The organism is Streptomyces sp. NPDC127098, from assembly GCF_042722465.1.
GTDB classification, from domain to species: Bacteria; Actinomycetota; Actinomycetes; order Streptomycetales; family Streptomycetaceae; genus Streptomyces; species Streptomyces millisiae.
In genome coordinates this window covers 22,817-45,055 of sequence record NZ_JBHXFJ010000013.1, presented here as the reverse complement: position 1 = coordinate 45,055, position 22,239 = coordinate 22,817, and the positions used below count along the sequence as shown (strand labels likewise).

Here is a 22,239-nt window from a genome sequence, read left to right as displayed (position 1 = left end):
GACCACACCGGCCGTTGGCGGGGAGCAGGAACGGTCCTGAGTCGACCCGGCGAGGCGCCCACCACAGGAGTGCGCGGTCGCGACCATGGACGCGACATCGTCTTCGACGACGACGTCCGGGCTCGGCGGGGCCAGGGCGCCCTCGGGTTAACCCCACCTACGCGGGGGAGTTGACCTGATGGCGGCCAGGGGCCCGGATCGGCGAGGCTCGCTGGCATGATCGATGACAGCAACGACACGGGTACGGCCATCGCTGCGGCCGACAGGCGTCGGCTCCGCCCCGGGCGTCGCGTGGCCGGTATGGCGATCGTCCTCGGGTGCGCCACGCTGGCCACGCTCGTCACGGGTCCGACGGCACTGGCCAGTCATGGCGGCGGGGCCACGCCACTGCAACGCGACGCGGCGGCGGTCCACCAGGCCGGCGCCGTCGGTGTGACGGCCGTGCTGGAGACCCCGGACGGGACCGTGACCGCGCACAGCGGTACCGCCGACCTGCGCACGGGCGCCCCCGCGCGCCCCCAGGCACACGTCCGCGCGGGCAGCACCACGAAGCCGTTCATCGCCACGGTCGTGCTGCAACTCGTCGGCGAGGGGGAGCTGTCGCTGGAGGACACGGTGGAGGAGTGGCTGCCCGGCGTGGTGACCGGCGACGAGATCGACGGCAGCAGCATCACCGTTCGTCAGCTCCTCCAGCACACCAGCGGACTGCCCGACTACCTCGGCCGCCCCGACGTGCTACCGGCCTTCTACTCCGCCGCCGGCTTCCACGAGAACCAGCTGCGGCACTACACCGACGAAGAGCTCGTGGCCGGGGCGCTGCGGTCTTCCGCGGAGTTCGAGCCGGGCACCGACTGGTCGTACTCCAACACGAACTACATCCTCGCCGGCATGATCATCGAGCGCGTCACCGGCCATTCCTGGGAGCGGGAGGTGCGGGACCGCATCATCGAGCCGCTGAACCTCACCGGCACCGAACTGCGCGGCGACGACCCGACGCTGCCGCCGCCGTTCCTGCGCGGCTACCACACCTTCCCCGAGGACGGCCGCCGCGCCGACACCACGGTGTTCAACACGACGGGCGCGAGCGCCAGCGGCGCGCTGATCTCCACCCCGCGCGACATCGACCGTTTCCTGTCCGCGCTCGTCGGGGGCGAGCTGTTGCGGCCGGCGGAACTCGCCGAGATGCAGCGGGTACGCGAGATCCCCGGCCAGACGGACGTGAGCTACGGCCTGGGCCTGTTCCGCCGCGAGCTGACCTGCGGCGGCTTCTTCTGGGGCCACGGTGGCACCGCCCTCGGCTACAACCACGAGAACGGCGTCACGGCGGACGGCAGCCGCGCGGTGACCGTCGCCACCAACAGCTTCGACATGGTCGACGAGGCCACCCAGGATCGCACGGACGACGCCATGCTCACCCTCGTCGACAACGCGCTGTGCGCACGCTGAACGCCGGGCCGGCCCGTGGCCGGGCGACACCCCGAGGCCCTCAGACGCCGACGGCGGCCAGCGCGCCGTAGCCGACGACCGCGACGAGCAGCGTGGACACCGCCCCCAGGGCAAGACCTCGCCGTCCGGCGCGGAGCAGCGCGTCGACCCGGACGCCGCTGCCAAGACCGAACAGCGCGGCGGCGAAGAGCAGTGTGGTGACGAACTCGGCGGCGGACAGCGCGGTGGCCGGCACGAGGCCGCTGCCGCGCACCAGCATCATCGCCAGGAAGCCGAGCACGAACAGCGGGACGATCGGCGGGCGCCTCCCCGTGGCGGTCCCGCCGCGTCGGCGCTGGACGATGCTGACGCCGGCGACCATCGGGGCGAGCAGGACGACTCTGGTCAACTTGATGACGACGGCGACGGCCACCGCCCCGGCGCCCGCCGGTGACGCGGCCGCGACGACCTGGGCGACCTCGTGGACGGAGAGTCCCGCCCAGGCGCCGAGGTGCTCGGGACTCATGCCCAGAGCCTGGCCGACGAACGGTACGAGCGCGATGGCGGCGCTTCCGTAGAGCGTCACGAGGGTGACGGCGGTCGCCACGTCCTCCCGGTCGTTCTCCGTGACGCTGTCCATCGCCGCGATCGCCGACGCCCCGCAGATGGAGAAACCGGTCGCCACCATCAGTGCGAACCCTCGTGACACCCGGACCAGCCGGCCGAACAGGAGAGTTCCGAAGAAGGTCACGAGCACGGTGACCACGACCGCGAGCACCCTGCCCGCGCCGAGCCCGAAGACCTCGCCGAGCCCGAGCTGGAGGCCGAGCAGCACGACGCCAAGACGCAGGAACCTCCGCGTCGCCCAGTCCAGACCTTCCCGGGTCCGTGCCGGAAGACGACCCCCGACGGCGACCCCGAGCACCACCGCGCAGGTGAGCGCGCTCACCGCGGGCACCAGCACGTTGAGGCAGAACGCGGCGGCCGTGCCGAAGGCCACCACGAGCAGCCCCGGGGCCAGCGAACGAACGGCCCCCGCGTCGTCCGGGGAACGCCCGACGAAGTGTCCAGGTGCGGTCATGACCTGATCGTCATCGCGCCGCGTGGAGTGCGGTACCGGTCAACTCGATGGGAGGTCATTCCCCGAGGGCATGACTGAGAGCCATACCCTGAGGTCATGAGCCAGCTGCCGGATCTGGAATCGCTGCGCCTGCTGGTCCTCGTCGGAGACGTGGGGAGCCTGAGCGGGGCGGCGGCTCGGCTCGGCCTTGCGCAGCCGTCGGCCAGCAAGCGGCTGTCCACCCTGGAACGCCGGCTCGGCCTCGTGCTGGTGGAGCGTACGCGCCGCGGATCGCGGCTCACCGACGCGGGTCGTGCCGTGGCGGGGTGGGCACAGCAGGTGCTCCAGGAACTGGACGGACTGCTCACCGGCGCGGAGGCGCTGCGCGCCAAGCGGGACGCCGAGCTGCGGGTCGCGGCCAGCATGACCGTGGCCGAGTACCTGGTGCCGGGTTGGCTTGGCGAACTACGCCGCATGCGACCGGAGTTGTACGTGGCCCTCCAGGTCACCAACAGCGAGCAGGTCCCCGAGCTGCTGCGCGGCGGGGCGGTGGACCTCGGGTTCGTCGAGTCACCGCGCGCCCCGGCCGGACTGCGTGCCCGGCGGGTCGCCCACGACCGCCTCCTCGTGGTCGTCGCACCGGCCCACCCGTGGGCGCGCCGCCGCGCCCCGTTGAGCGTCGCCGAACTCGCCGCCGCGCCACTGGTCCTTCGGGAGCGCGGCTCCGGCACCCGCGAGACCCTCGACCAGGCGTTGCGCCGAGCGGGGGCCGCGGAGCCCCGGCCCCTGGTGGAACTGGGCTCGGCGACGGCCGTGCGTAACGCCGTGATCGCCGGGACCGGCCCGGCGGTGATCAGCGAACTCGCCGTGCGCACCGACCTCGCCGACCGCCGCCTGGTGGCGGTCGAGGTCGAGGACATCGAACTTCACCGCGTCCTGCGCGCCGTATGGGCACCGGAACGCCCCCTGGCCGGCCCCGCGGTCGAACTCCTCTCCGTGATCAGGCGCCACCGGCCGGGTCTCGCCACCGGGCGGTGAGTCCGGCGCACCCGGCGGTCACGATGGCTGCACTTCGTCGAAGAGGGCGAGGGCCTCGGCGGGGTCCGGGCTCACGAGGCGTGCCAGACCGGCCGTCGTGATCTTCGCCCACCTGCCGGCCCGGGCCCACATCTGTTCCTCGAAGGCGCGGACGGCCTCGTCCAGGCCTCCCGGGCCGGTGGCGATGGACTCGGCGAGTTCGGCGCCGTCCAGCATCGCGAGGTTCGCGCCCGCCCCCAGCGGGGGCATCAGATGAGCGGCGTCGCCCAGCAGCGTCACCCCCGGCACGTGGGGCCAGGTATGGGACACCGGCAGGACATGGAGGGGGCGGTGGACGAAAGCGGTGCCGTGCCGGAGGAGGTCGAGGACGGGAGCGGTCCAGCCGTCGAACAGGGCCAGCAGGCTCGCTCGCGTGGCCTCGACATCCGCCAGGTCCAGGTTCGTGTGCCAGTCCAGCGGCGCTCTGAACTGGGCGTACACCTTGACGTGGCCGCCGCTGTTGCGCTGGGCGACGAGAGCTCGGTTCACGTCGTACACCGCCACGGAACCGTCGCCGATCAACCGGGCGAGGTCGGGGTGGCGGGTGTCGACGTCGTCCAGGGAGGTCTCGACCAGGGTGACGCCGGTGTAGTGCGGCGTCACCGCCGAGACCGCCGGACGGGTCCTGGACCAGGCGCCGTCCGCGCCGACCACGAGGTCGAACGCCTCCTGTCGTCCGTCCGCGAACCGGACCAGCACGCCGTCCCGGGTCCCCGGCACCACCCGCGTCACGCCCCGCCCCCACCGGACGTCGAGTGAGCCGAGCAGCAGATCACGGAGTCGCCCGCGGTCGATCTCGGGATTGGCCCGGTCGTCTGGCCGGGGTCGCCAGTCGCGCAGGACGGTCCCGTCCGGGTCCAGGATGCGCATGGCCTGCCCCTCGGGACGAGACAGCGCCCGGAACTCCGCCAGCAGCCCCGCCTTCTCCAGCGCGAGCTGGCCCAGCCCTTCGTGCAGGTCCAGCGTGCCGCCCGGGGGGCGGGCGTCGGGCGCGGGATCGCGTTCGAGGACGGTGACGGCGTGGTCATGGCGCTGCAGGACGCGGGCGAAGGTGAGGCCGGCGGGGCCGCTCCCGACCACGGCGATACGATGTCTCATGGTGATACACCGTATCGTGCTGATGCGGTGTATCACGACGGTACGTTGTTCCCATGACTGTCTGGGACCGCCCGGAGCCGCCGACCCGCCCCGTGCCGCTCGACCGGGGGCGGATCGTCGCCGCCGCCATCGCGCTGGCCGACGAGGGCGGTCTTGAAGCGGTGTCGTTGCGCAAGGTCGCCGCCCGGCTGGACGCCGGCCCGATGCGGCTGTACGGATACATCTCCACCAAGGAGGAGCTGTTCGACCTCATGGTGGACGAGGTCCAGGCCGAGATCCTTCCCGAGGGACCGGCCGATGACTGGCGGGAGGCGCTGCGCGTCCTCGCCCACCGCACCAGGCAGACCGCCCTCCGGCACGAATGGCTGGCCGACCTGCTCGGTGGCCGCCCGACCCTGGGGCCCAACGGCCTCGCCGTGGCCGAGGCCACGCTGGCCGCCCTCGACGGCCTCGCCGACATCGACACCGTCCTGCGCGCCGTGGAGACCGTCAGCGCCTACTGCACCGGCGCGATCAGGCGCGAGATCGCTAACCTGCGGGCCGAGCGCGCCACGGGCCTGTCCGAGCGCGACTGGCAGCGGGCCTCGGGGCCGCACGTGACGAGGATGCTGGCCACGGGCCGCTTCCCGGCGCTGACCAAGGCCGTGTACGACGGCACGGACGTGGACGCCGAGGCATCCTTCGCGACCGGCCTTGACTGGATCCTCGACGCGGTGGCCGCCAAACTCACCCGGCCGCCGGGATGACGCTCATCACCACCTCATCGCGCGCCGCCCGGTGTGAGGCCGGCCCCTGCCGCACCGCGCCGTCCCACCCGCCCCAGGCCGAGCCGGGCGGGGCGGGACGACGCGAGCGTGGGCGTCCGGTGATCAGCAGTACAGGTTGCCGCCCGGCGTGGTTCCGAGGATCCGGCTGAAGTTCTGGAACGTGGTCACCCGGCTCTGCACCTGGGCCGGGTTGCCGCCGTTGCACTCGATGCTGCCGTTGATGCTGCGGATCGACTCGCCGAAGCCGGCGCCGCTGACGATGGCCTGGTGGCCGCTCATGGTGCCGGCGCCGGACTGGGTGTTCCAGAACCACAGCGCGGTGCGCCAGGCGACGGCGGAGTCGTTCTGCACGAGCCACGGGTTGCCCAGCAGATCGATGCCGAGTGCGTCCCCGGCGGCCTTGTAGTTGAAGTTCCAGCTCAGCTGGATGGGGCCCCTGCCGTAGTAGGCGGCCTGCCCGGCGGGGCATCCGTAGGGCTGGTTCCAGTCGCAGTAGTGCGGGTAGTTGGCGGTGTTCTGCTCCACGATGTGGACCAGCCCGCCGGTCTCGTGGCTGACGTTGGCCAGGAACGCGGCGGCCTCGCGTCGCTGCACCTCCAGGCTGCCGGTGTTGGCGAACCCGGGGTAGGAGCTGAGCGCGGCGACCAGGCCGCCATACGTGTAGAAGGAGTTCCGGTTCGGGAACATCTGGTTGAACTGGGCCTCGCTCACCACGAAGCCGCTCGGGGTGCCGCCCCCGTCGCAGCTGTACGGTTCCCAGTACCAGGTGCTGATCAGCGGGTCGTAGCCCGGGTTGTCGTGCTCCGCGATGTAGTAACCACCGTTGTAGCGGACGATGCTGCCGGCCGGGTACCAGGTGCCGGCCCGCCAGTCGGTCGCCGTGGCGCAGGATGCGGCGAGGGGGGACGGCGCCGCGCTCGCCGCCGGCGCCATGACGCCGGCCAGCCCGGTGGCGAGCAGAACGGTCACCAGTAAGGTCACGATGCGTTGTCTCAGCACGCGTTCTCTCCTCAGGAGTGCGGCGGCTCACCGCTCGGGACAGCGGGGAGCGGCCGCGTCGTGGGGGTGATGCGCACACTGAAGCGCGCCACGAAGGCACCGTCAAGGTCTAGACCAGACAAGCGTCAGGTCCATACCGAACGCGCTGGCGTGCCACCCCGGTCTACGGTCCTCCGCCGGGCTCGCCGTGCGCGGTGGGTGCGGCGGCTGCCGGGCTTCTCGGCACGCGACCGGCCTTCGCCGTGGCCGCCGCCGGGGCTCGCTGCCCCCGCTCGACCATGCCCAGCGCCACCCCGACGATGATGATGACGCCGCCCACCGCCTGGGCCGGCCGGATCGACTCCCCGTTGATCACCACCGCGCCGATGACGCCGAAGACCGGAACCAGGTTGAGGATGTTCACGGCGACGCTCGACGCCATCTGGCGCAGGCCGTAGTTGTAGAGCAGGAAGCCGCCGACCGAGCAGGCCACGGCCAGGTAGACCAGCAGCGAGGAGGCAGTCACGCCCGGCACCCGCCACTCGTCGACCTCCAGCAGGGAGGCGAGCAGGAAGCCGGCCGCGCCGGCCAGGGTCTGGTGGTAGGTGACGCTCACGGCGTCCTGGCCGGCGCTGGCGCGCTTGCCGAGCACGTTGTAGCCGGCCCAGGCCAGCCCGCCGAGCAGCAGCAGGACGTCCCCGAGCCAGCGCGAACCGCCACCGACCTCGGCTCCGTTGCGTACGACGAGGAAGGCGCCGACAGTCGCCAGCAGCACGCCCGCAACCCGCGACAGCGGGATCCGCGTGCGGTGCACGAACAGCTCCACCAGCATCGTCATCAGCGGGTAGGTGGCCACGATCAGCGACGCGTCCGAGGCCGTGGACAGATCGACGCCGACGTTCTCCAGGACGAAGTACACGGTGATGCCCAGGAATCCGCTCAGGTGGAGCAGCCGCCGCTGCCGCGCGTCCGGCCGAGCCGGGCGACGTCGGCTCAGCCGCACCATCACACCCAGGAGCAACGCCGCGAGCGTGAACCTGACGGCGCCGATGGTGAGCGGGCCGACGTCCTCCAACACCCGCTTGGTCACCGCGTACGAACTGCTCCAGAACAGCGCGGCCGCCACGACCGCACCCACCGCCCACACCGTGGGCCCCCGATCCCGCACCCGAGGTCGCTCCTCTCCACCACCCGCCTCGACCGAACGAACGTCAGCGAAGCAGGGAGGAGGCTAACAACAACACCGACAGCCATGCGTAGAATCCGAATTAACTTCGGAATCCGGCGGGGCGAGGCAAGCGTGGACGAACTAGATTCGGCGTTGGTGCGGATGCTTCAGGAAGACGGTCGGCGAACCAACCGGGACATGGCCCAGGCCCTCGGGATCGCCCCGTCGACCTGTCTGGAGCGGATCAGGGCGTTGCGCCAGAGCGGCGTCCTCACGGGATTCCACGCGGAGGCCGACCTCGCCGCGATCGGCCGTGGTCTCCAGGCCGTGATCGCCGTGCGGGTCCGCCCGCCGACGCGCGCGGTGATCGAGGCCTTCCAGTCGTTCCTGGAGCGGATGCCCGAGGTGATCTCGATCTTCGTCCTGACCGGCAACGACGACTTCCTGGTGCACGTCGCCGTCCGTGACACCGACCACCTGCACGCGGTGGTCCTGGACAAGCTGACGAAGCGTCCGGAACTCGCCGACGTACGGACATCGGTGGTCTACAACCACCTGCGGAAGAAAGTCATCGGTCCGGCCTGACGCCCGGGAGCGCGGGTGAACACCGCTCCCGAACGAGGCACTGGCGGGCGGCGCCGCCGAGGGGGCCGGTGCCTGCGTGCCAGCGGCAGGCGGTGGCGCGGCACGTGGCGACCGCCTTGGACCGGTTCACCTGACGGCACGTCGACGAAGGTGAAAACTGCCGGATCTGGGCAATGACCTCGACCGGTGTCGCAGCCGGGTTCTCGGTACCGGCGGAGAAACCGGAAGGTGGGAGCCCGGCGTCGCCGTGCCTGGACGAAAGGCTTACAGATGAGACTGGCCCGTGCTGTTCTGACCGTGGCGGCGACCGCTTTGACGCCGGCGCTTCTGCTCACCACGCCCGCCTTCGCCACCGGCACGACCGGTTCCGCAAATCCCGGCGTGACCGCCTCGACGGACGGCTCGGCCACGCCGGCCGACGAGACCGAGGACCGGGTCGCCGTCTTCCGTATCCTGCACATCGCTCAGCAGAACAACGACCGGGCGGTCATCCGAGAGGCGACCGCGGCCCTGGACGCCGGCACCCCGGAGGCCCTGCGCGCCTTCCTCGAGACCGGCTACCGCCTCGCCCCAGTTCGAGGACGACCGAATCGCCGTCTTCCGTATCCTCGGCGACCCCACCATCAGCGACGCGCTCCGTACAGCGGCGGAGCAGGCCCTCGACAACGCCACACCGGAGTCGTTGCGGCACTTCCTGGAGCACGGCCGGTACGAGGTCGACGCCTGAAGGACGAGACCGACGTCCCTCGCGAGAACCACGGTGCCCGAAGGTGCGTCTGACGGTGCGTGATGGCACGTCAGGAAGCACGGAGCGGCACTGCGGCCGCGGGTTGCCTGGTCCTGGTTGTCGGGGCCGTGCTCGGATTCGCGGTGTGGCTGTATGCGCCTCCCCCCGGGTATCGATGGGCCTTCGAGGGGGAGGGGCCGCGGGAGCCGTACTACGTGGATCTGCCGCTGCTGGTGTGCGGCCTTCCGCTGCTGGCCCTGTGCGTCTGGCTCGTGGCTCGCACCGCGGTGGTTCGGGGCCGACTCGGACGGTGGGCTCCTGCCCTGGCTGCCGGCGCCGCGCTGGTGGCACTGACCTGGGGCGCGTCGCTGTACATGGCAGGGCGGGAGAGCGACCTCCGGTACGGCGAGGAAGGCCTATAGGTCAGTATTCGCTCTCCGACCACCCGACTCCGGCCAACCAACCAGCCGGTCGGCCGAGGGCCTCGACGCCGACCGGCCTCGGGCCCGCCGGCTGCCGACACATCCGCCGCGATGCTCCGGGACCCGCACCACCGGTGCGCCCCTGGCGTCGACCTGCTCGTTCGCCTCGGAGCGGTGTCAGTGGGGCGTGCCATGCTCGGGGCGTGGGATTCTTCGATGATCTTGTCCTGCCGGAGGAACCGGCCGCCGAGCGGGCCGTGTTGGCGCGGCTGGCCGTTGTGGGGGAGGACGAGGGGCGGTACGCGCCTCCCGTCGACCGGTTCGCTCCGGCGTCGGTGTCGCAGCTCGAAGTGGTCGGCGCCGGTGCGGAGAGCCGGGTGGTGCTGACGGGATGGTCGCTGTGGCCGCGGTTCCTCACCCTGCACCTGGCCGTCTTCCGCAAGGCCTTCAGGGACGGCGCCGACCCGCGGCGCCAGTCCGGGCTCCGGGTGGGACTGCGGTTCTCCGACGGCCGCCGGGTGACCTCGCTGGACGGCACGATCACGCGGCACGTCACGGTCACCGGGCCGCGAGGCCCGAGCGTGGCCGCGACGGAGCAGGCGATCGGACTGATCCCGCTCGACCCGGGTCCCCAGCACTCCCGCAGGTCCCTCTTCAAGACCGACGTCGACCTCTATCTGGCGGAGCTCCCGCCGCCCGGGGAGACGCGGCTGGTGGTGGAGTGGCCGGACGAGGGGATAGCCGAGACCCACACGCCGGTCGACGGCGCGGCGCTGTGTGCCGCGGCACGTCGATCGATCGAGGTCTGGCCGGACCTCGACCCGCCGGAGGCGACGCCGCGGGCGGGCCTGCTCGCGACCGTGACACTGGGCGGCCCGCCGACCCTGCTGGCTCCGCCGCTGACCTGGGAACAGCGCGAGCGGCTCCAGCGGGAGGAGGAGGCCCGGCAGCGGTACGTGCCGCGGGCCGACTGGGAGCGCGTCGGCCACCGCGACTGGTCCGACACCGCGCTGATCCGTGCCCGGCTGGACGCGGGCGCTCCACCCGGGGCCCGTATCGGCCACCTTGGCGCCACCACCCCGCTGCACCTCGCGGCGGAGTGGGGCTCGCAGGAGGGCGTGCGGCTGCTCCTGGCGCACGGTGCGGCCGTCGACGCACGCGACCAGCGCGGGCACACGCCGCTGTGGTACGCCGCCTGCAGCCTGGACGAAGGCCGTGTCCGTGCGCTGCTCGACGCCGGGGCGGACGCGTGGACGCCGCAGTGGGACGTCTGGTCGCCGGGGCGCCTGCTGGCCACCACGCCCCTCGCCCCGCTCGTCACGCACCTGCCCGGGGCACAGGAGCTGCCCGCGGAGGACGTCGCGGGCCTGCGGCGGGCGGACGCCCTCATCGCGGCCTTCGGCACCGAACCTCTGTGGACGGACGGGCTCGGCGTCGCCTTCGTGCGGGGCCTGAGCGAGGACGAACTGATCCGGCGGCTCGGCGCCGACCCCGACCGGTGCCCGATGCGGGACCCCGAGGACGCGCCCTTCGACCCGATGGACTACGACGAGTCCCTGCGGTACGTGGCGGTGCGAGCCGTGGCCGGGGCCCCGGGCGGCTGTGTGGTGAGGCAGGAGGGATACCTGCCGAGCCAGGACGCCGTGCTGGAGGCGATCTCCACCGGGACCTCCGCCTACGGGGTGTACTTCAACCCCAAGGGTGGACGGTTCGGCACCCTGGCCCGCGATGGTGAATCCGTCGCTCGCGACGAGATAGGTGGCGGGCCCCACAGGTCGGACCCGAACGCCTACTGGCACTTCCGTTTCTGGCAGTGCCAAGGCGCGGGCCAAGGCGCGTTCCCCTACGGCGCCGACATCCTGGCCTACGCCTGCGCCGCGGCAGGCCTGAGCATCGACGACGGCCGTCACGCGGTCGATCGCCGCACCCCGGGTCGCTGGGTGGAACTACCCGCGGAGCTTCGGCGACGATGACGACCGGCACGGAAGCGGACCCTCACCCGGCGCCCCCAAAGACCGCTTCCGTGCCCGTGCCGCCTCGCTCAGCCCAAGGTGTCCATCACGGCGGTGACATAGGCATCCAGCCGCTCCTCCACGACGCGCGTCGTCAGGTCGGTCCTGCCTGCCTCCCGCCATGCCCGAGCCACCGGCCGTACTTCCTCCGAGGACGCCAGCCCGTCCCTGACCTGCCAGTACAGCCGCTCGCCCGCGGCCGCGGCCAGCACCCCGCCGGCCTCCTCATAGGCCGCGGGGAACCGGAGTCCCCACGCGGGCCCGTGCAGCAGCGCGAGATTGACGGCGCAGTGCGCCACGTCGAGATCCGCCGGGCCCCAGGAGGTCGCCGCCCAGTCGACGACGCCGGTGATCCGGGCACCTGCCGGCCTTGCGGACGGCACGTCGAACAGCACGTTGCCGGGGTGGAAGTCGCGGTGCAGGAAGCGCCCTTCGTAGCGCGGCACGGGCTTGCGGATCACGTCGATCGCCGCGGCCCAGACGCCCGCGTCGGCGCCCTCCGGAACGACGACGGTGTCGGCGGTCGTCAACGTCTCGTACGTCCGGGGCCGTTCGGCGGGGCGCAACGCGTGGATCGCCACGAGCTGGCGGGCCAGCAGCGGGACGCGCGCCTCCAACCCCGCGTCGTCGAGGACCGTCCTGCCCGTCACATGGGTCATCAGGAGCGACGGGTACTCGCAGTGCCTGGCGGTCGGATCGACCGCCACGAGTCCAGGTGCCGACACGCCGGTCCCCGGGAGCAGGGTGAGGGCGCCGGCCTCCCTGTTCAGCGAGTCCTCGGCACGTTCCACGTAGAACGGGTCGACGAAGCTCCGCAGCACCAGTTCACGGGTACCTCCGTCCCGCCCGCCGATGGTCAACCGCCGCATCTCGGCAGTGGCACCGCCGCGCAGCGCCTCGGTCCCGACGATCCGCTCGCCGACGTCCAGCTGCCGGCTCACCCAGGCCAGCGTCAACGGTCGGACAGCCGCCGCCTCACCGTGAATGGTCACCGTGCCACCTCATCATCCGCACGGCGACACGCGCGAGGGCTTTACCGGAGGCTCGCCGGGCCGGCCACCGTCACGGGGCGCCACCGAGGCCCGTCGCCTCGGTGATGCGGGCGCGCAGCTCCCGTGCCCTGACGTGGCGGCGATAGGGGGCGAGGGCACGGCCCACGGCCGTCAGGGCCGTCGTCGCGCGGTGCGACGACGTGAGCTCGTAATGGGCCAGGGCCTGCCGGCACTCGTCGAGCGAGGTCTCGATCTCGCCGAGGGCCAACAGCGTCCTGCTCAGGTGCGTGTGGGTGAGGACACGGGCGATGTGGTGGTTCGGCGGTCGTGCCGCCAGGGACTCCCGGAAGGCGGAGACGGCCTCGGCCCGGTCGCCGAGCGCCAGCAGGACCTCCCCGCGCCGGTGCAGGAACGCGGCCGGGGGATACCGTCTGAAGGGATCGGCGTCGCCCTGGTCGGCCGCGTCCAGGTGCCGTTCGGCGGCCAGCAGGTCGTCGAGCGCCGCCCGCCGTTCGCCGTCCACGGCCCGCACCATCGCGCGCCCCGCGTGCAGGCGGGAGAGCACGGCGGGCGACACGGTGGGGCCGGCGCCCTCCAGCGCGCTCTGCGCCCACTGCCGCGCGTGTGGCACGTCGTCCAGCCGCAGCGCCAGCATCGACATGGCCCGCAGCGTGAGGGGATAGACGTTCCGCTCTCCTGCCCGATGCGCCTGTTCCAGCGCGGACCAGTAGCAGTGGTACCCGAAGTTCGGCAGTCCGGCGTCGACGGCCATCCAGCCGAGCAGGTGCGTCAGGCGGGCGCTTCCGCCCAACAGGGAGAAGTCCGACGCGTCCTGGTGGTTGGCGGCCAGGAGCCGGTAGCGCACGTCGTCGGCGATGTAGGCGCCCAGGGCGGAGCGTGCGTGAGCGCCGCCGTACTTCTCGGTCAGGTCGGTGAAGACGATGACCACGTCCGTGAGGCGCGGGTCGTCCGCCGGCCGCCCCGTTCGCTCGGTGGCGCCCCCTGGGCCGGTCGTCGGCGTGACCGGTGCCGGCCAGTTGGGCAGCCGGACGTCGGTGGCCGTGAACATCTGTCGGTTGAGGGCCAGCCGGCTCGGGGGATCCGCGTCGGCGCGGCACAGTGCCGACAGGCGCTGGATGAAGTCGCCGGTGGTCAGCACCGTCTCGTGGGCGGGCCTCGCCGCCGGGGTGAGTCCCGTCTCGCCGACGTGCACGACTCGCCCGATACGGCGGCCGAACGCCTGCGCCACGAGGCCGGGCACCGGGGGCCGCGGTCTCGACCCCTCCAGCCAGTGGGCGATCGCCGTCCGGTCGTAGCGCAGCCGCAGTCCGTACCTGACGCCCAGGGCGTTGACGGCGCGCGCCAGTTCGCCGGCCGTCCAGTCGGCCTCCGTGAGTAACGCGGCGAGGGAGCGGTTCGGCTGGCGCCGGCCCATAGCAGCCTCCTGGTCCACCGCTCGGCCCTGGGACCGTGGCGTTCAACGCGTTCACGCCCTGACAGCCGAAAGCTCTTCAACCACCGCCTTGCCCATGGTTGGTTGGAGACATGCCCGGGGCGACGGGAAGGGTCCGCCCCCCGTGCCGACGGCACATGCCGACCGCGGGCGCCGGGAACCGCGGAGCACCGCGGGGCGCGTGTGCCGGATGAGACCGGTCGCCGACGTCCGCGGCGCCGGGCAGCGAGTCGGCCGGCTGTGCCCGGAGCCCGGCCGTCGAGGGCGTGACCGCGGGGCGGCCACGTCACGGCCGGGCGGAGCCGCACCATGACCACGCCCACCCGTTGACACCGCTCCGCACGGCCCGGCTTCCCGCCCGTCACGGACGCCCCGGAAGTGGCCGCCCCAACGGGGGGCCCCCTTTCCCCAACGCCAGGAGGGACGAATGTCTCGCGCACCCGACCGAGGCGCGCCCAGCGCGCCGCCACCCGTCGTCGTCCACATGTTTCCCGGTCAGGGGGACTTCTCCGTCACACCGTTGGTGCGCGCCGTGCGCACCCGACCGGTGGTGCGGGCGGCGGCCGCCGAGGTGTTCGCGCGGATCGACGAGGTGAGCGACGGATACGGGATCCCCGCGCTGGGTCCGGCCCTGCTGGGTGACCGCCCGCCGAGCGGCCGGGAACTCGCCGCCGGTCCCGTGGGGACTCCACAGGTCGCCCTGTTCGGCGCCGCCCTGACCGTCCATCGCGCGCTGTGCGCGGCCGGGGCGGTCCCCGAGCGGATGGTGGCCGTGAGCTTCGGCGAGATCGCCGCACTGACCGCGGCCGGGGTGTGGAGCCCGGCCGACGGCACGCACATCGCGTGTCGGCTCTCCCGCTACCTGGCCCACTGCCGGGGCGGCATGACGCTGCTGGCCGCGGGCGAGAGCGAGGCGAGGAGGCTGATCGACACCGCCGGCAGTCGGCGAACGGTCGTGGCCTGCGTCAACGACCCGGACACCACCGTTCTCAGCGGCCCGTCCCTGGAACTACGCCAGGTGGAGCGGTGCGCGGGGGACCGCGGGGTGGGGGCCGCCCCGCTCCGACTCTCCTTCGCCTCCCACCACCCGTCCCTGACGGCCGAGGCCGAGGGGTTCGCGGCGGCGATCCGCACCCTGACCCCTCGGCCGGCCCACACCATGGTGTACTCGGCCGTCCACGGCGGGCCCTACGGCAAGACCGACGACCTCCACCAGGCGCTCGCCGACTGCCTGACCCGGCCGGCACGACTGCCCCGGGTGCTCGCCCGGGCCACGGACGCCGGCCCCGCGCTGCTGCTCGAGACCGGCATCGGCGAGACGCTCACCCGAAGCGCCCGGCGTGTCCTGTCCCAGCGCGAGGGAGTCAGGGCCCACAGCCCGCTCGCCGACCCCGACTTCCCGTGGGACCGCCCGCGACGTCTGCTGCTGACCGACGCCCCACGCCAGGGAGCGATCACCTGATGCCGACCAGCACCCACCCACCGACCACGTTGCCCGAGCCGCTCGTCGATCCGCTGCGCGGCCACCGGGCCCGGCACCTCGTGGACGTCCTCCGCCCCACCGCCGTCCCGCCCCACACGCCACCGGACGGGACGAGCCGCAACCATCTGGCCCACGGCCGGCTGGCCCGGCTGGCCGAGGTGCTGCCGCCCGCCCACCACCTGCTGCACGACGGCGAGTGGATGGCCACGCTCAGCGCCTGCACCGCCGTGCTGGATCCCACGCTGTACATGACGGTGGTCAACCACTACGTCCTCTGCCTGGGCTCCGTCGTCGCCTCGACGGAACCGGGGCAGGTCGGCGGCGGCCTGGCGGAGACGGTGACCGCCCTGGAGAGCGGCCACCGCAAAGGCGTCTTCCTGGTGACCGAGATCGGCGACGCCAACAGCCACCAGGCGATCCGCACCACCGCCGAGTTCGACCGGCGCCACGGCGAGTTCGTCCTGCGCACCCCGGACGCCGGCGCCGCCAAGCTGTCGAGCGTGGGCGTCCCGGGGCGGCCACAGTCGGCCGTGGTGTGCGCCCGGCTGATGGTCGACGGAACCTGCCACGGCGTCCATCCCTTCCTGGTCGACCTGTGCGACGAGCGGCGGACCGCACCGGGCGTCACCGTGTCCGGCGCCCTCGAACTGGACGCCCTGCCGCTGGAGTACGCGCTGGTGCGGTTCGACGGGGCGCGCGTCCCCGCCGACCGCTGGCTGGGCGGCACGGCCCGGATCGACGCGGACGGCGCCCTCCGCGACCAGGAGCCCGGTGGCCCGGAAGCGGCTCTCCACCGCACGCTCGGCGTCGGCCGCCTGCTCTGGGCGACGGTGCCGACGGCGGCCGCGGCGACGGCCAGAACCGCCGCCATGGCGGCGCTGCGTCACTCCCGACACCGCCGCTCGCACAGCCGACTCGCCCCGGGAGTCCCGGTGCTGGACTACAGCACCCAGCAGCGGGCGCTGCTTGGCGCGTTGGCCGAGGCGTTCGCCCTGACCTGCGTCGCGCACACCGCCTTGGCCGACTGGAAGCGCTCGGAGGACCTCCGGACGGACACCACGGCCGGGGCTCCCGGGGCCGCCCGCGCGGCGGCCGCCGCGTTCACGCCGTGGGCCGCGGTCGACCGCCGGCTGTCGGCGCTCAAGGCACTGGCGGCGGAGAGCGCGGCCCGGGTCACGGCCGAGTGCCGGCGGCGTTGCGGGGTGGCCGGCTACCTCGGCGTCAACCGCGTCAGCGGCTACGCCGGCCTCATGGAGTCGTTCAGGACAGCCGGCGGCGACAACCGGCTCATCTTCCTGGACGTCGGCCAGGCCGTGGCGGGGGAGGCCGACCCCGCCCCCACGGACGACGACGCCCGGGCCGCCGGCCCCGACCACCCCGCCTGGTGGCTGGAGACCGTGACCGAGCTGGAACGGCGGCTGGCGAACGGGCTCCGGGCGGCGCTCGACGCGTCCCGGCGGGACGGCCGGGGCGGTCTCGAGCTGTGGAACCCACTGCTGGAACCCGTCCGCCGGTTGGGCGAGGTCCACGCCCTGCGGCTGGCCGCACGGTCGGTGACCGACATCGCCGCCCCCGCCGGGGAAGAGGACCCGCTGCGCCGGCTGGCCGCGTTCCACGGGACGACGCAGGCGCTGCGACTGGCCGGCCCGCTGCAGTGGACCGGCGTGCTCTCCCCGGCGGAGGCGGCCTCCCTGGAGACGACGGCGGTCGACCAGTGCGCCCGACTCCTGCCGCGGCTGGACGAGCTGACGGCGCTCCTCGCGCCGCCGGACGAACTGGCGCCCACCCCCCTGGCCGCCCAGGACTACGCGACCGCCCTCCGGGACACCCTCGACCGACGCGATGGAGGACACTCATGACAAAGGACCTCGAACCGGCTCCGACCCCGCCCCGCGTCGGCGTGCTCGGCATGGGCACCCACCTGCCCACCCGGCGGCGAACCAACGAGGAGGTCGCCCGCGCCGCGCGAGTCAGTCCCGACTGGATCACCGAACGCACCGGGGTGCGCAACCGTCACACGGCCGGACCAGAAGAGGCCGCCTCCGACCTGGCGGCCGCCGCCGTGCGCTCGGCCACGGCGGCCGCGGGACTCGACATCGACCGGCTGGACCTCCTGGTCCTGGCCACCTCGACCCCCGACGAGCTCGGCCCGGCGACGGCCTGCCGCGTGCAGGCCCTCACCAAGGCACGCAACGCCGTCGCCCTCGACGTCAGCGCGGCCTGCTCGGGCTGGCTGTTCGCGACCCGGGTCGCGAACGACTGGCTGCGCTCGGACAACGCCGCCAAGCACGCGGTCGTCGTGGGCGTCGAGGCCTACTCGAAGTTCCTCGATCCCACCGACCGGGGCACCGCCGTGCTCTTCGCCGACGGCGCCGCCGCCGCCGTGCTCGGTCCCGTCCCCGCCACCGAGGGCTTCGCCGACTTCCACCTCGGCTCGGACGGAGAACTCGCCGACCACGTGCTGATCCCCGCGGGCGGCAGCCGCGCCCCCGCGAGCCCCGCCACGGTCACCGACGGCCGTCACACGATCCACATGGACGGACGCGCCGTCCGGGACTTCATCGCCGAGATGTTCCCCGTCGTGCTCTCCGACAGCCTGGCCCGCAACCGGCTGCGCATGGCGGACATCGACGCCTTCGTCACCCACCAGCCCAACCCGAGGCTGCTGCGCTCGGTCGGCACCGCGGCTGGCATCCCACCCGACCGTCTGCCGATCGTCGCGGAAGAGGTGGGCAACATCGGCGCCGCCTCGACCCCGTACACGCTGGCCGCGGCGGCCGTGGAGACCCCGCTGCGCCGCGGCGACCGGATCGTCCTCGCCACCTTCGGCGCCGGCATGACATGGGGCAGCGCCCTCCTCACCTGGAGCGGCGCCCCCGTCATCCGTACCGGCCCCACCACGTGACCCACATCCGACGAGAGGAGCAGACGTGAACAGCAGCACCACCCTCACCGCCGCCGACGCCTTCCGGCTCGACGGGGCCCGCGTCCTGGTGACCGGCGCGTCGCGCGGCATCGGACGTGCCGTCGCCCTCGCCCTCGCCGACGCCGGCGCGGACCTGGCGCTGTCCGCCCGCGGCGCGGAAGCCCTGCGGAACACCGCCTCCGAGGTCGAGCGGCGGGGACGAACCGCCGTCCCGGTACCCGGAGACCTCGCGGAGCCCACCCGGGCCGGCGCCGTCGTCGACGAGGCGGCCGCGGCACTCGGCGGACTCGACGTGGTGGTCCACAACGCCGGCGTCCTGCCGAGCCGACCCGACGGCACACCGCTGCTGGCCCCGCTGCACGGCGCCAGCCAGGAGGACTGGGACAGCGTGGTGACCGTCAACCTCAACGCCTCCGCCGCGCTCTGCCGCCACGCCCACCGGCACCTGACCGCCTCCGGGCGGGCCAGCGTGGTGCTGATGTCCTCCGTCGCCGGCGCCATGGGCGCCCCCCTGATGGAGGCGTACGCCGCGACCAAGGCGGCCCAGATCTCCCTGGCCCGCAGCCTGGCCGTCGGCTGGGCACGCGAGGGGATCCGGGTCAACGCGCTGTGCCCGGGATGGACCCGCACCGACATGACGGCGTTCGCGCACCGGACCGGCCCGCTCTCCGACTGGCTGATGGCGCACGTACCGCTGGGTCGCTGGGCCGAGCCGGAGGAGGTCGCGTGGGCCGCGCTCTACCTCGCCTCGCCAGCGGCCGCCTACCTGACGGGCCAGGCCCTGCTGCTGGACGGCGGAGTGTCGGTACCCGACGGCGGTCTCGCCGGCGTCCCCAAGCCCGCCTCCCCCTTCGCCGAGGGGTGAGTCCAGGTGCCGACCACCCCGACCGGCCGACTCCCCGGCACCGCCACCGTGTGCGGCATCGGTGCCTCCCTGCCCCCCGACGTGCTGAGCAACGACGACGTGGTGCACGAGGGGAACCTGAACGTCACCGACGAGTGGATCCGCGCCCGCACCGGCATCGCGCGCCGCCACCGGGTCGGCACCGGCGTCTCCACCGGCGACCTCGCCACGGCGGCCGGGCGAGCCGCGATGGAGTCGGCCGCCGGAGCGCCCCCCGACCTGGTGCTCGTGGCCACCACGACACCGGACCGCCGTTGCCCGGCCACCGCCCCCGAGGTGGCCCACCGCCTCGGCCTGGGCACCGTCCCCGCCTTCGACCTGGCCGCCGTCTGTTCGGGCTTCGTGTACGCCCTCTCCGTCGCCACCGGTCTGGTCCGGGCCGGGACGTGCGCCCGCCCCCTCGTCATCGGCGCCGAGACGTACTCGACCATCGTCGACCCCCGGGACCGGAACACCGCCATCCTCTTCGGCGACGGCGCCGGAGCGGTGCTCCTGCGCGGCGGGCAAGCCACTGAACCGGGCGCGGTGCTCGCCACCGACCTCGGCGCCGACGGATCGGGCGGCGACCTGATCTCCATCGCCGCCGGCGGTTCCCGCGCGCCGGCCGCCACGGCGTCACCGGCGCCCGACCGCCGGTACCTGCGGATGCGTGGCCGAGAGGTCTACGCCCTCGCGGTCCGCCAGATGACACGGTCGTCACGCACCGTGCTGCGCCAGGTCGGCTGGCCCTCCTCGTCGGTCGGCGCCTTCATCGGCCACCAGGCGAACCAGCGCATCCTGGACGCGGTCGGAGAGCGGCTCGGCATCGCGCCGCGCCACCGGTTCGGCAACATCCAGGACGTGGGCAACACAGCGGCGGCCTCGGTACCGCTGGCGCTGGCCGACACCGCCGCCCGCGGCCTCGTGCGCCCCGGCACGCGCACCCTGCTGACGGCCTTCGGCGGCGGGTTGACCTGGGGCACCGTCGCCCTCGGCTGGCCGGCGGCCACCCCGCGCACCGCACCCCCCAGCCCGCCCGCCGCCGTGCCTCACCACCACTCCCGACCCGAACGCCACCTGCGAAAGGACCCCTCATGGATCCCGTCCACGACCACCTGACCACCGTCCTCACGAACAAGTTCGAGGTCGCCCCCGGCGACGTCCGCCCGGAAGCGACGCTCACCGAACTGGGCCTCGACTCCCTCAGCGCCACCGAACTCGCCGTCACACTCCAGGAGCACTGGGGCGTCGAGGTCCCGGAGGACGCCTTCACCGGCGAGTCGACGGTGCGGGACGTCGTCACACGCACGCGCGACCTGTTGGACGACGCCCGGCGGCCCACGGCGCGGGACGGCGCGGAATGAGCGACGCCCACACCGCCGGGCCGGTAGTGGCGGTCAGCGGCGTCGGCCTGGTGACACCGGCCGGGGTCGGCGTCGAGGAGACCTGGCGCCGCGTCTGCTCGGGACTGCCCACCGCCGCCGAGGACCCCACGCTGGCCGGCGCGCCGATCACCGTCTCCTGCCGGGTCCACGGCTTCGATCCGCGGCGACACGTCGGCGGCACGCGCCCCTCGCGGCATGACCGCTTCACGCAGTTCGCCGTCGCGGCGGCGCGGGAAGCGATCCGGGACGCCGCGCTCGACCCGCGGACGTGGGACGGCGCGCGGGTCGCCGTGGTCCTCGCCTCGGCGGCCGGCGGCGTCGCCACCTACGAGGAGCAGCACCGCAAGCTCCTGACCACCGGCCACCACACGGTCTCCCCCCTCACCCTGCCCTCGTTCCTGCCGAACATGGCCGCCGGCCAGCTCGCGATCGAGCTGGGCGCGCACGGCCCCGCCCTGCACACGGCCACCGCGTGCGCGTCCGGGGCGAGCGCGATCATCACGGCCGCCGGCCTCCTGGAGCGTGGCGCCTGCGACATCGTCGTGGCGGGCGGCAGCGACGCCATGGTCACCCCGCTGTGCGTGGCCGGCTTCGCCCAGGCGGGGGCCCTGTCCCGGCGCTCCGACGACCCCGCCGGCGCCTCCCGCCCGTTCGACGCCGCACGGGACGGTTTCGTCCTCGCGGAGGGCGCCGGCGTGCTGGTGCTCGAACGAGCCGTCGACGCCGCCGCCCGGCGGGTCTCTGCCCGCGCGCTGCTCGTGGGGCACGGCTCGTCGACCGACGCCCACCACGCCGTGGCTCCGCGCCCGGACGGTCGCTGGCTGCGGGACGCCATGCGGCAGGCACTCGCCGGCGCCGGCGCCGCCCCGGCGGACGTGGACCACGTCAACGCGCACGGCACCGGCACCCGGCTCAACGACCGCACCGAGGCGGCCGTCCTGCGCGACCTCTTCCCCGCCGGCCCGTCGGTGACCGCGGCCAAGGGCGTCACCGGCCACACCATGGGCGCGGCCGGCGCCATCGAGGCCGCCCTCACCGTCCTGACCGTGCAGCGGGGCATCGTGCCCCCCACCGCCAACTTCCACCGGCCCGACGCCGACACCGCGGACATCGATGTCGTCGACGACGTCGCGCGAACCCAACGTGTCGGGCTGGCGGTCAGCAACTCGTGCGGCTTCGGAGGCCACAACGCGGTGCTCGCCTTCGCCCCGGGCTCCGCCGCCCCGAGCCGGGGACGGAGCCGGCCCGCCCGAAGCCGTCACCCGACCCCGTCACCCGACGGGCTGTGAGGGGTTGAACTCCTTTCGGCGATCGCCGTGACCGCCAGGGCGACGGCGGTCAGCGGGGACAGCAATGCCCAGGCGAGGGTGAAGCCGCCGGTGAGATCCACCAGGAGGCCGAGCAGGGGCGGCACCGCGACGATCGCGATCTGGTTGACGGACATGGCCAGCCCCAGGGCGAAGCCGGTCCTGCCAGGTGGGGCGGATTCGGTGACGTAGGCGACCCACCGGCCGTACCAGCCGAAGCCGAAGAAGCGAGCCAGACGAAGACGCCGGAGGCGACGACGGGTTCCGCCGGATCCGGCCCTTCCTGAACGCCGCCCGCCGCAGCGCCCGGGCCGCCACCTACGCCGAGGGTTCCCCCGTCGGCGAACCCCGGGACACCGTCCGGTACACCCCGATGATCCGCGTCCCACCCCGGGAACGATCGCGGCCATGAGGGCCCCAGGCCGCCCCCTTCCCCCGATCGACCAGGTCGGGTGTCGGCCGTTGGCGACCCGGTGCTGGCATCTGCTTTG

Annotated in this window: 20 protein-coding genes and 1 pseudogene; 14 read left to right on the top strand and 7 right to left on the bottom strand. The window is 73.6% G+C overall.

Annotated features, from left to right (window positions below):
- The first annotated feature begins 300 nt into the window (after positions 1-300).
- Positions 301-1,446 (top strand): serine hydrolase domain-containing protein, encoded by a 1,146-nt coding sequence (locus tag ACFWI8_RS11235; protein ID WP_387088621.1) that lies wholly within the window; start codon positions 301-303, stop codon positions 1,444-1,446.
- Between the two features lie 40 nt (positions 1,447-1,486).
- Here ACFWI8_RS11235 and ACFWI8_RS11230 read toward each other — a convergent pair whose 3' ends face one another.
- A complete protein-coding gene (locus tag ACFWI8_RS11230) occupies positions 1,487-2,506 on the bottom strand; it encodes a YeiH family protein (RefSeq protein ID WP_387088619.1) in 1,020 nt (339 codons plus the stop codon).
- A gap of 96 nt (positions 2,507-2,602) precedes the next feature.
- On the opposite strand from ACFWI8_RS11230, the gene ACFWI8_RS11225 reads away from it, so the two are divergent.
- A complete protein-coding gene (locus ACFWI8_RS11225; RefSeq protein ID WP_387088616.1) occupies positions 2,603-3,523 on the top strand; it encodes a LysR family transcriptional regulator in 921 nt (306 codons plus the stop codon).
- 18 nt (positions 3,524-3,541) lie between these two features.
- Here ACFWI8_RS11225 and ACFWI8_RS11220 read toward each other — a convergent pair whose 3' ends face one another.
- Entirely contained in the window at positions 3,542-4,660 is a 1,119-nt protein-coding gene (locus ACFWI8_RS11220) for an FAD-dependent oxidoreductase (protein WP_387088613.1), read from the bottom strand.
- A gap of 53 nt (positions 4,661-4,713) precedes the next feature.
- Here ACFWI8_RS11220 and ACFWI8_RS11215 point away from each other — a divergent pair, with 53 nt between their 5' ends.
- Entirely contained in the window at positions 4,714-5,406 is a 693-nt protein-coding gene (locus ACFWI8_RS11215; RefSeq protein WP_387088610.1) for a TetR/AcrR family transcriptional regulator, read from the top strand.
- A gap of 123 nt (positions 5,407-5,529) precedes the next feature.
- Here ACFWI8_RS11215 and ACFWI8_RS11210 read toward each other — a convergent pair whose 3' ends face one another.
- Together ACFWI8_RS11210 and ACFWI8_RS11205 are read right to left on the bottom strand one after the other, a co-directional pair.
- Positions 5,530-6,423 (bottom strand): glycoside hydrolase family 19 protein, encoded by an 894-nt coding sequence (locus ACFWI8_RS11210; RefSeq protein ID WP_387088866.1) that lies wholly within the window; start codon positions 6,421-6,423, stop codon positions 5,530-5,532.
- A gap of 166 nt (positions 6,424-6,589) precedes the next feature.
- Positions 6,590-7,543, bottom strand: a complete 954-nt coding sequence (locus ACFWI8_RS11205) for a DMT family transporter (protein ID WP_387088608.1) — start codon at positions 7,541-7,543, stop codon at positions 6,590-6,592.
- A gap of 162 nt (positions 7,544-7,705) precedes the next feature.
- Here ACFWI8_RS11205 and ACFWI8_RS11200 point away from each other — a divergent pair, with 162 nt between their 5' ends.
- The 4 genes and pseudogenes from ACFWI8_RS11200 to ACFWI8_RS11185 all read left to right on the top strand — a co-directional run bounded on the left by ACFWI8_RS11200 (position 7,706) and on the right by ACFWI8_RS11185 (position 11,280).
- Positions 7,706-8,158 carry an Lrp/AsnC family transcriptional regulator gene (locus ACFWI8_RS11200; protein WP_387088605.1) on the top strand — a complete coding sequence of 151 codons (453 nt, stop codon included), beginning with the start codon at positions 7,706-7,708 and terminating at the stop codon, positions 8,156-8,158.
- Positions 8,159-8,428: 270 nt separating this feature from the next.
- Positions 8,429-8,665 (top strand): annotated as a pseudogene (locus ACFWI8_RS11195) (hypothetical protein); the annotation flags it as partial.
- A gap of 82 nt (positions 8,666-8,747) precedes the next feature.
- The gene (locus ACFWI8_RS11190; RefSeq protein WP_387088863.1) at positions 8,748-8,885 is read left to right on the top strand and encodes an ALF repeat-containing protein; all 138 of its coding nucleotides are present in this window, start codon (positions 8,748-8,750) and stop codon (positions 8,883-8,885) included.
- 625 nt (positions 8,886-9,510) lie between these two features.
- The gene (locus ACFWI8_RS11185; RefSeq protein WP_387088602.1) at positions 9,511-11,280 is read left to right on the top strand and encodes an ankyrin repeat domain-containing protein; all 1,770 of its coding nucleotides are present in this window, start codon (positions 9,511-9,513) and stop codon (positions 11,278-11,280) included.
- A gap of 68 nt (positions 11,281-11,348) precedes the next feature.
- Here ACFWI8_RS11185 and ACFWI8_RS11180 read toward each other — a convergent pair whose 3' ends face one another.
- Complete coding sequence (locus tag ACFWI8_RS11180) at positions 11,349-12,311, bottom strand: phosphotransferase family protein (protein ID WP_387088599.1); 963 nt, start codon at positions 12,309-12,311, stop codon at positions 11,349-11,351.
- Between the two features lie 70 nt (positions 12,312-12,381).
- Positions 12,382-13,746 carry a hypothetical protein gene (locus ACFWI8_RS11175; protein ID WP_387088596.1) on the bottom strand — a complete coding sequence of 455 codons (1,365 nt, stop codon included), beginning with the start codon at positions 13,744-13,746 and terminating at the stop codon, positions 12,382-12,384.
- A gap of 445 nt (positions 13,747-14,191) precedes the next feature.
- Here ACFWI8_RS11175 and ACFWI8_RS11170 point away from each other — a divergent pair, with 445 nt between their 5' ends.
- The 7 genes from ACFWI8_RS11170 to ACFWI8_RS11140 are packed head-to-tail and all read left to right on the top strand — an operon-like array spanning position 14,192 to position 21,730.
- Positions 14,192-15,226, top strand: a complete 1,035-nt coding sequence (locus tag ACFWI8_RS11170; RefSeq protein ID WP_387088593.1) for an acyltransferase domain-containing protein — start codon at positions 14,192-14,194, stop codon at positions 15,224-15,226.
- The gene (locus ACFWI8_RS11165; RefSeq protein ID WP_387088590.1) at positions 15,226-17,106 is read left to right on the top strand and encodes a hypothetical protein; all 1,881 of its coding nucleotides are present in this window, start codon (positions 15,226-15,228) and stop codon (positions 17,104-17,106) included. The genes ACFWI8_RS11170 and ACFWI8_RS11165 overlap by 1 nt, the downstream gene beginning before the upstream one ends.
- Positions 17,103-18,152, top strand: a complete 1,050-nt coding sequence (locus tag ACFWI8_RS11160; RefSeq protein ID WP_387088587.1) for a 3-oxoacyl-ACP synthase III family protein — start codon at positions 17,103-17,105, stop codon at positions 18,150-18,152. Before ACFWI8_RS11165 ends, ACFWI8_RS11160 begins: the two co-directional genes overlap by 4 nt.
- A 25-nt stretch (positions 18,153-18,177) precedes the next feature.
- Positions 18,178-19,038: an SDR family NAD(P)-dependent oxidoreductase gene (locus ACFWI8_RS11155; RefSeq protein ID WP_387088584.1), complete on the top strand. Its 861-nt coding sequence runs from the start codon at positions 18,178-18,180 to the stop codon at positions 19,036-19,038.
- Positions 19,039-19,044: 6 nt separating this feature from the next.
- Entirely contained in the window at positions 19,045-20,175 is a 1,131-nt protein-coding gene (locus tag ACFWI8_RS11150) for a beta-ketoacyl-ACP synthase III (RefSeq protein ID WP_387088581.1), read from the top strand.
- Positions 20,151-20,420: an acyl carrier protein gene (locus tag ACFWI8_RS11145; protein ID WP_387088578.1), complete on the top strand. Its 270-nt coding sequence runs from the start codon at positions 20,151-20,153 to the stop codon at positions 20,418-20,420. Before ACFWI8_RS11150 ends, ACFWI8_RS11145 begins: the two co-directional genes overlap by 25 nt.
- Positions 20,417-21,730: a beta-ketoacyl-[acyl-carrier-protein] synthase family protein gene (locus tag ACFWI8_RS11140; RefSeq protein WP_387088575.1), complete on the top strand. Its 1,314-nt coding sequence runs from the start codon at positions 20,417-20,419 to the stop codon at positions 21,728-21,730. The genes ACFWI8_RS11145 and ACFWI8_RS11140 overlap by 4 nt, the downstream gene beginning before the upstream one ends.
- Here ACFWI8_RS11140 and ACFWI8_RS11135 read toward each other — a convergent pair.
- Positions 21,700-21,885 (bottom strand): hypothetical protein, encoded by a 186-nt coding sequence (locus ACFWI8_RS11135; protein WP_387088572.1) that lies wholly within the window; start codon positions 21,883-21,885, stop codon positions 21,700-21,702. The genes ACFWI8_RS11140 and ACFWI8_RS11135 overlap by 31 nt on opposite strands.
- Positions 21,886-22,239: the final 354 nt, after the last annotated feature.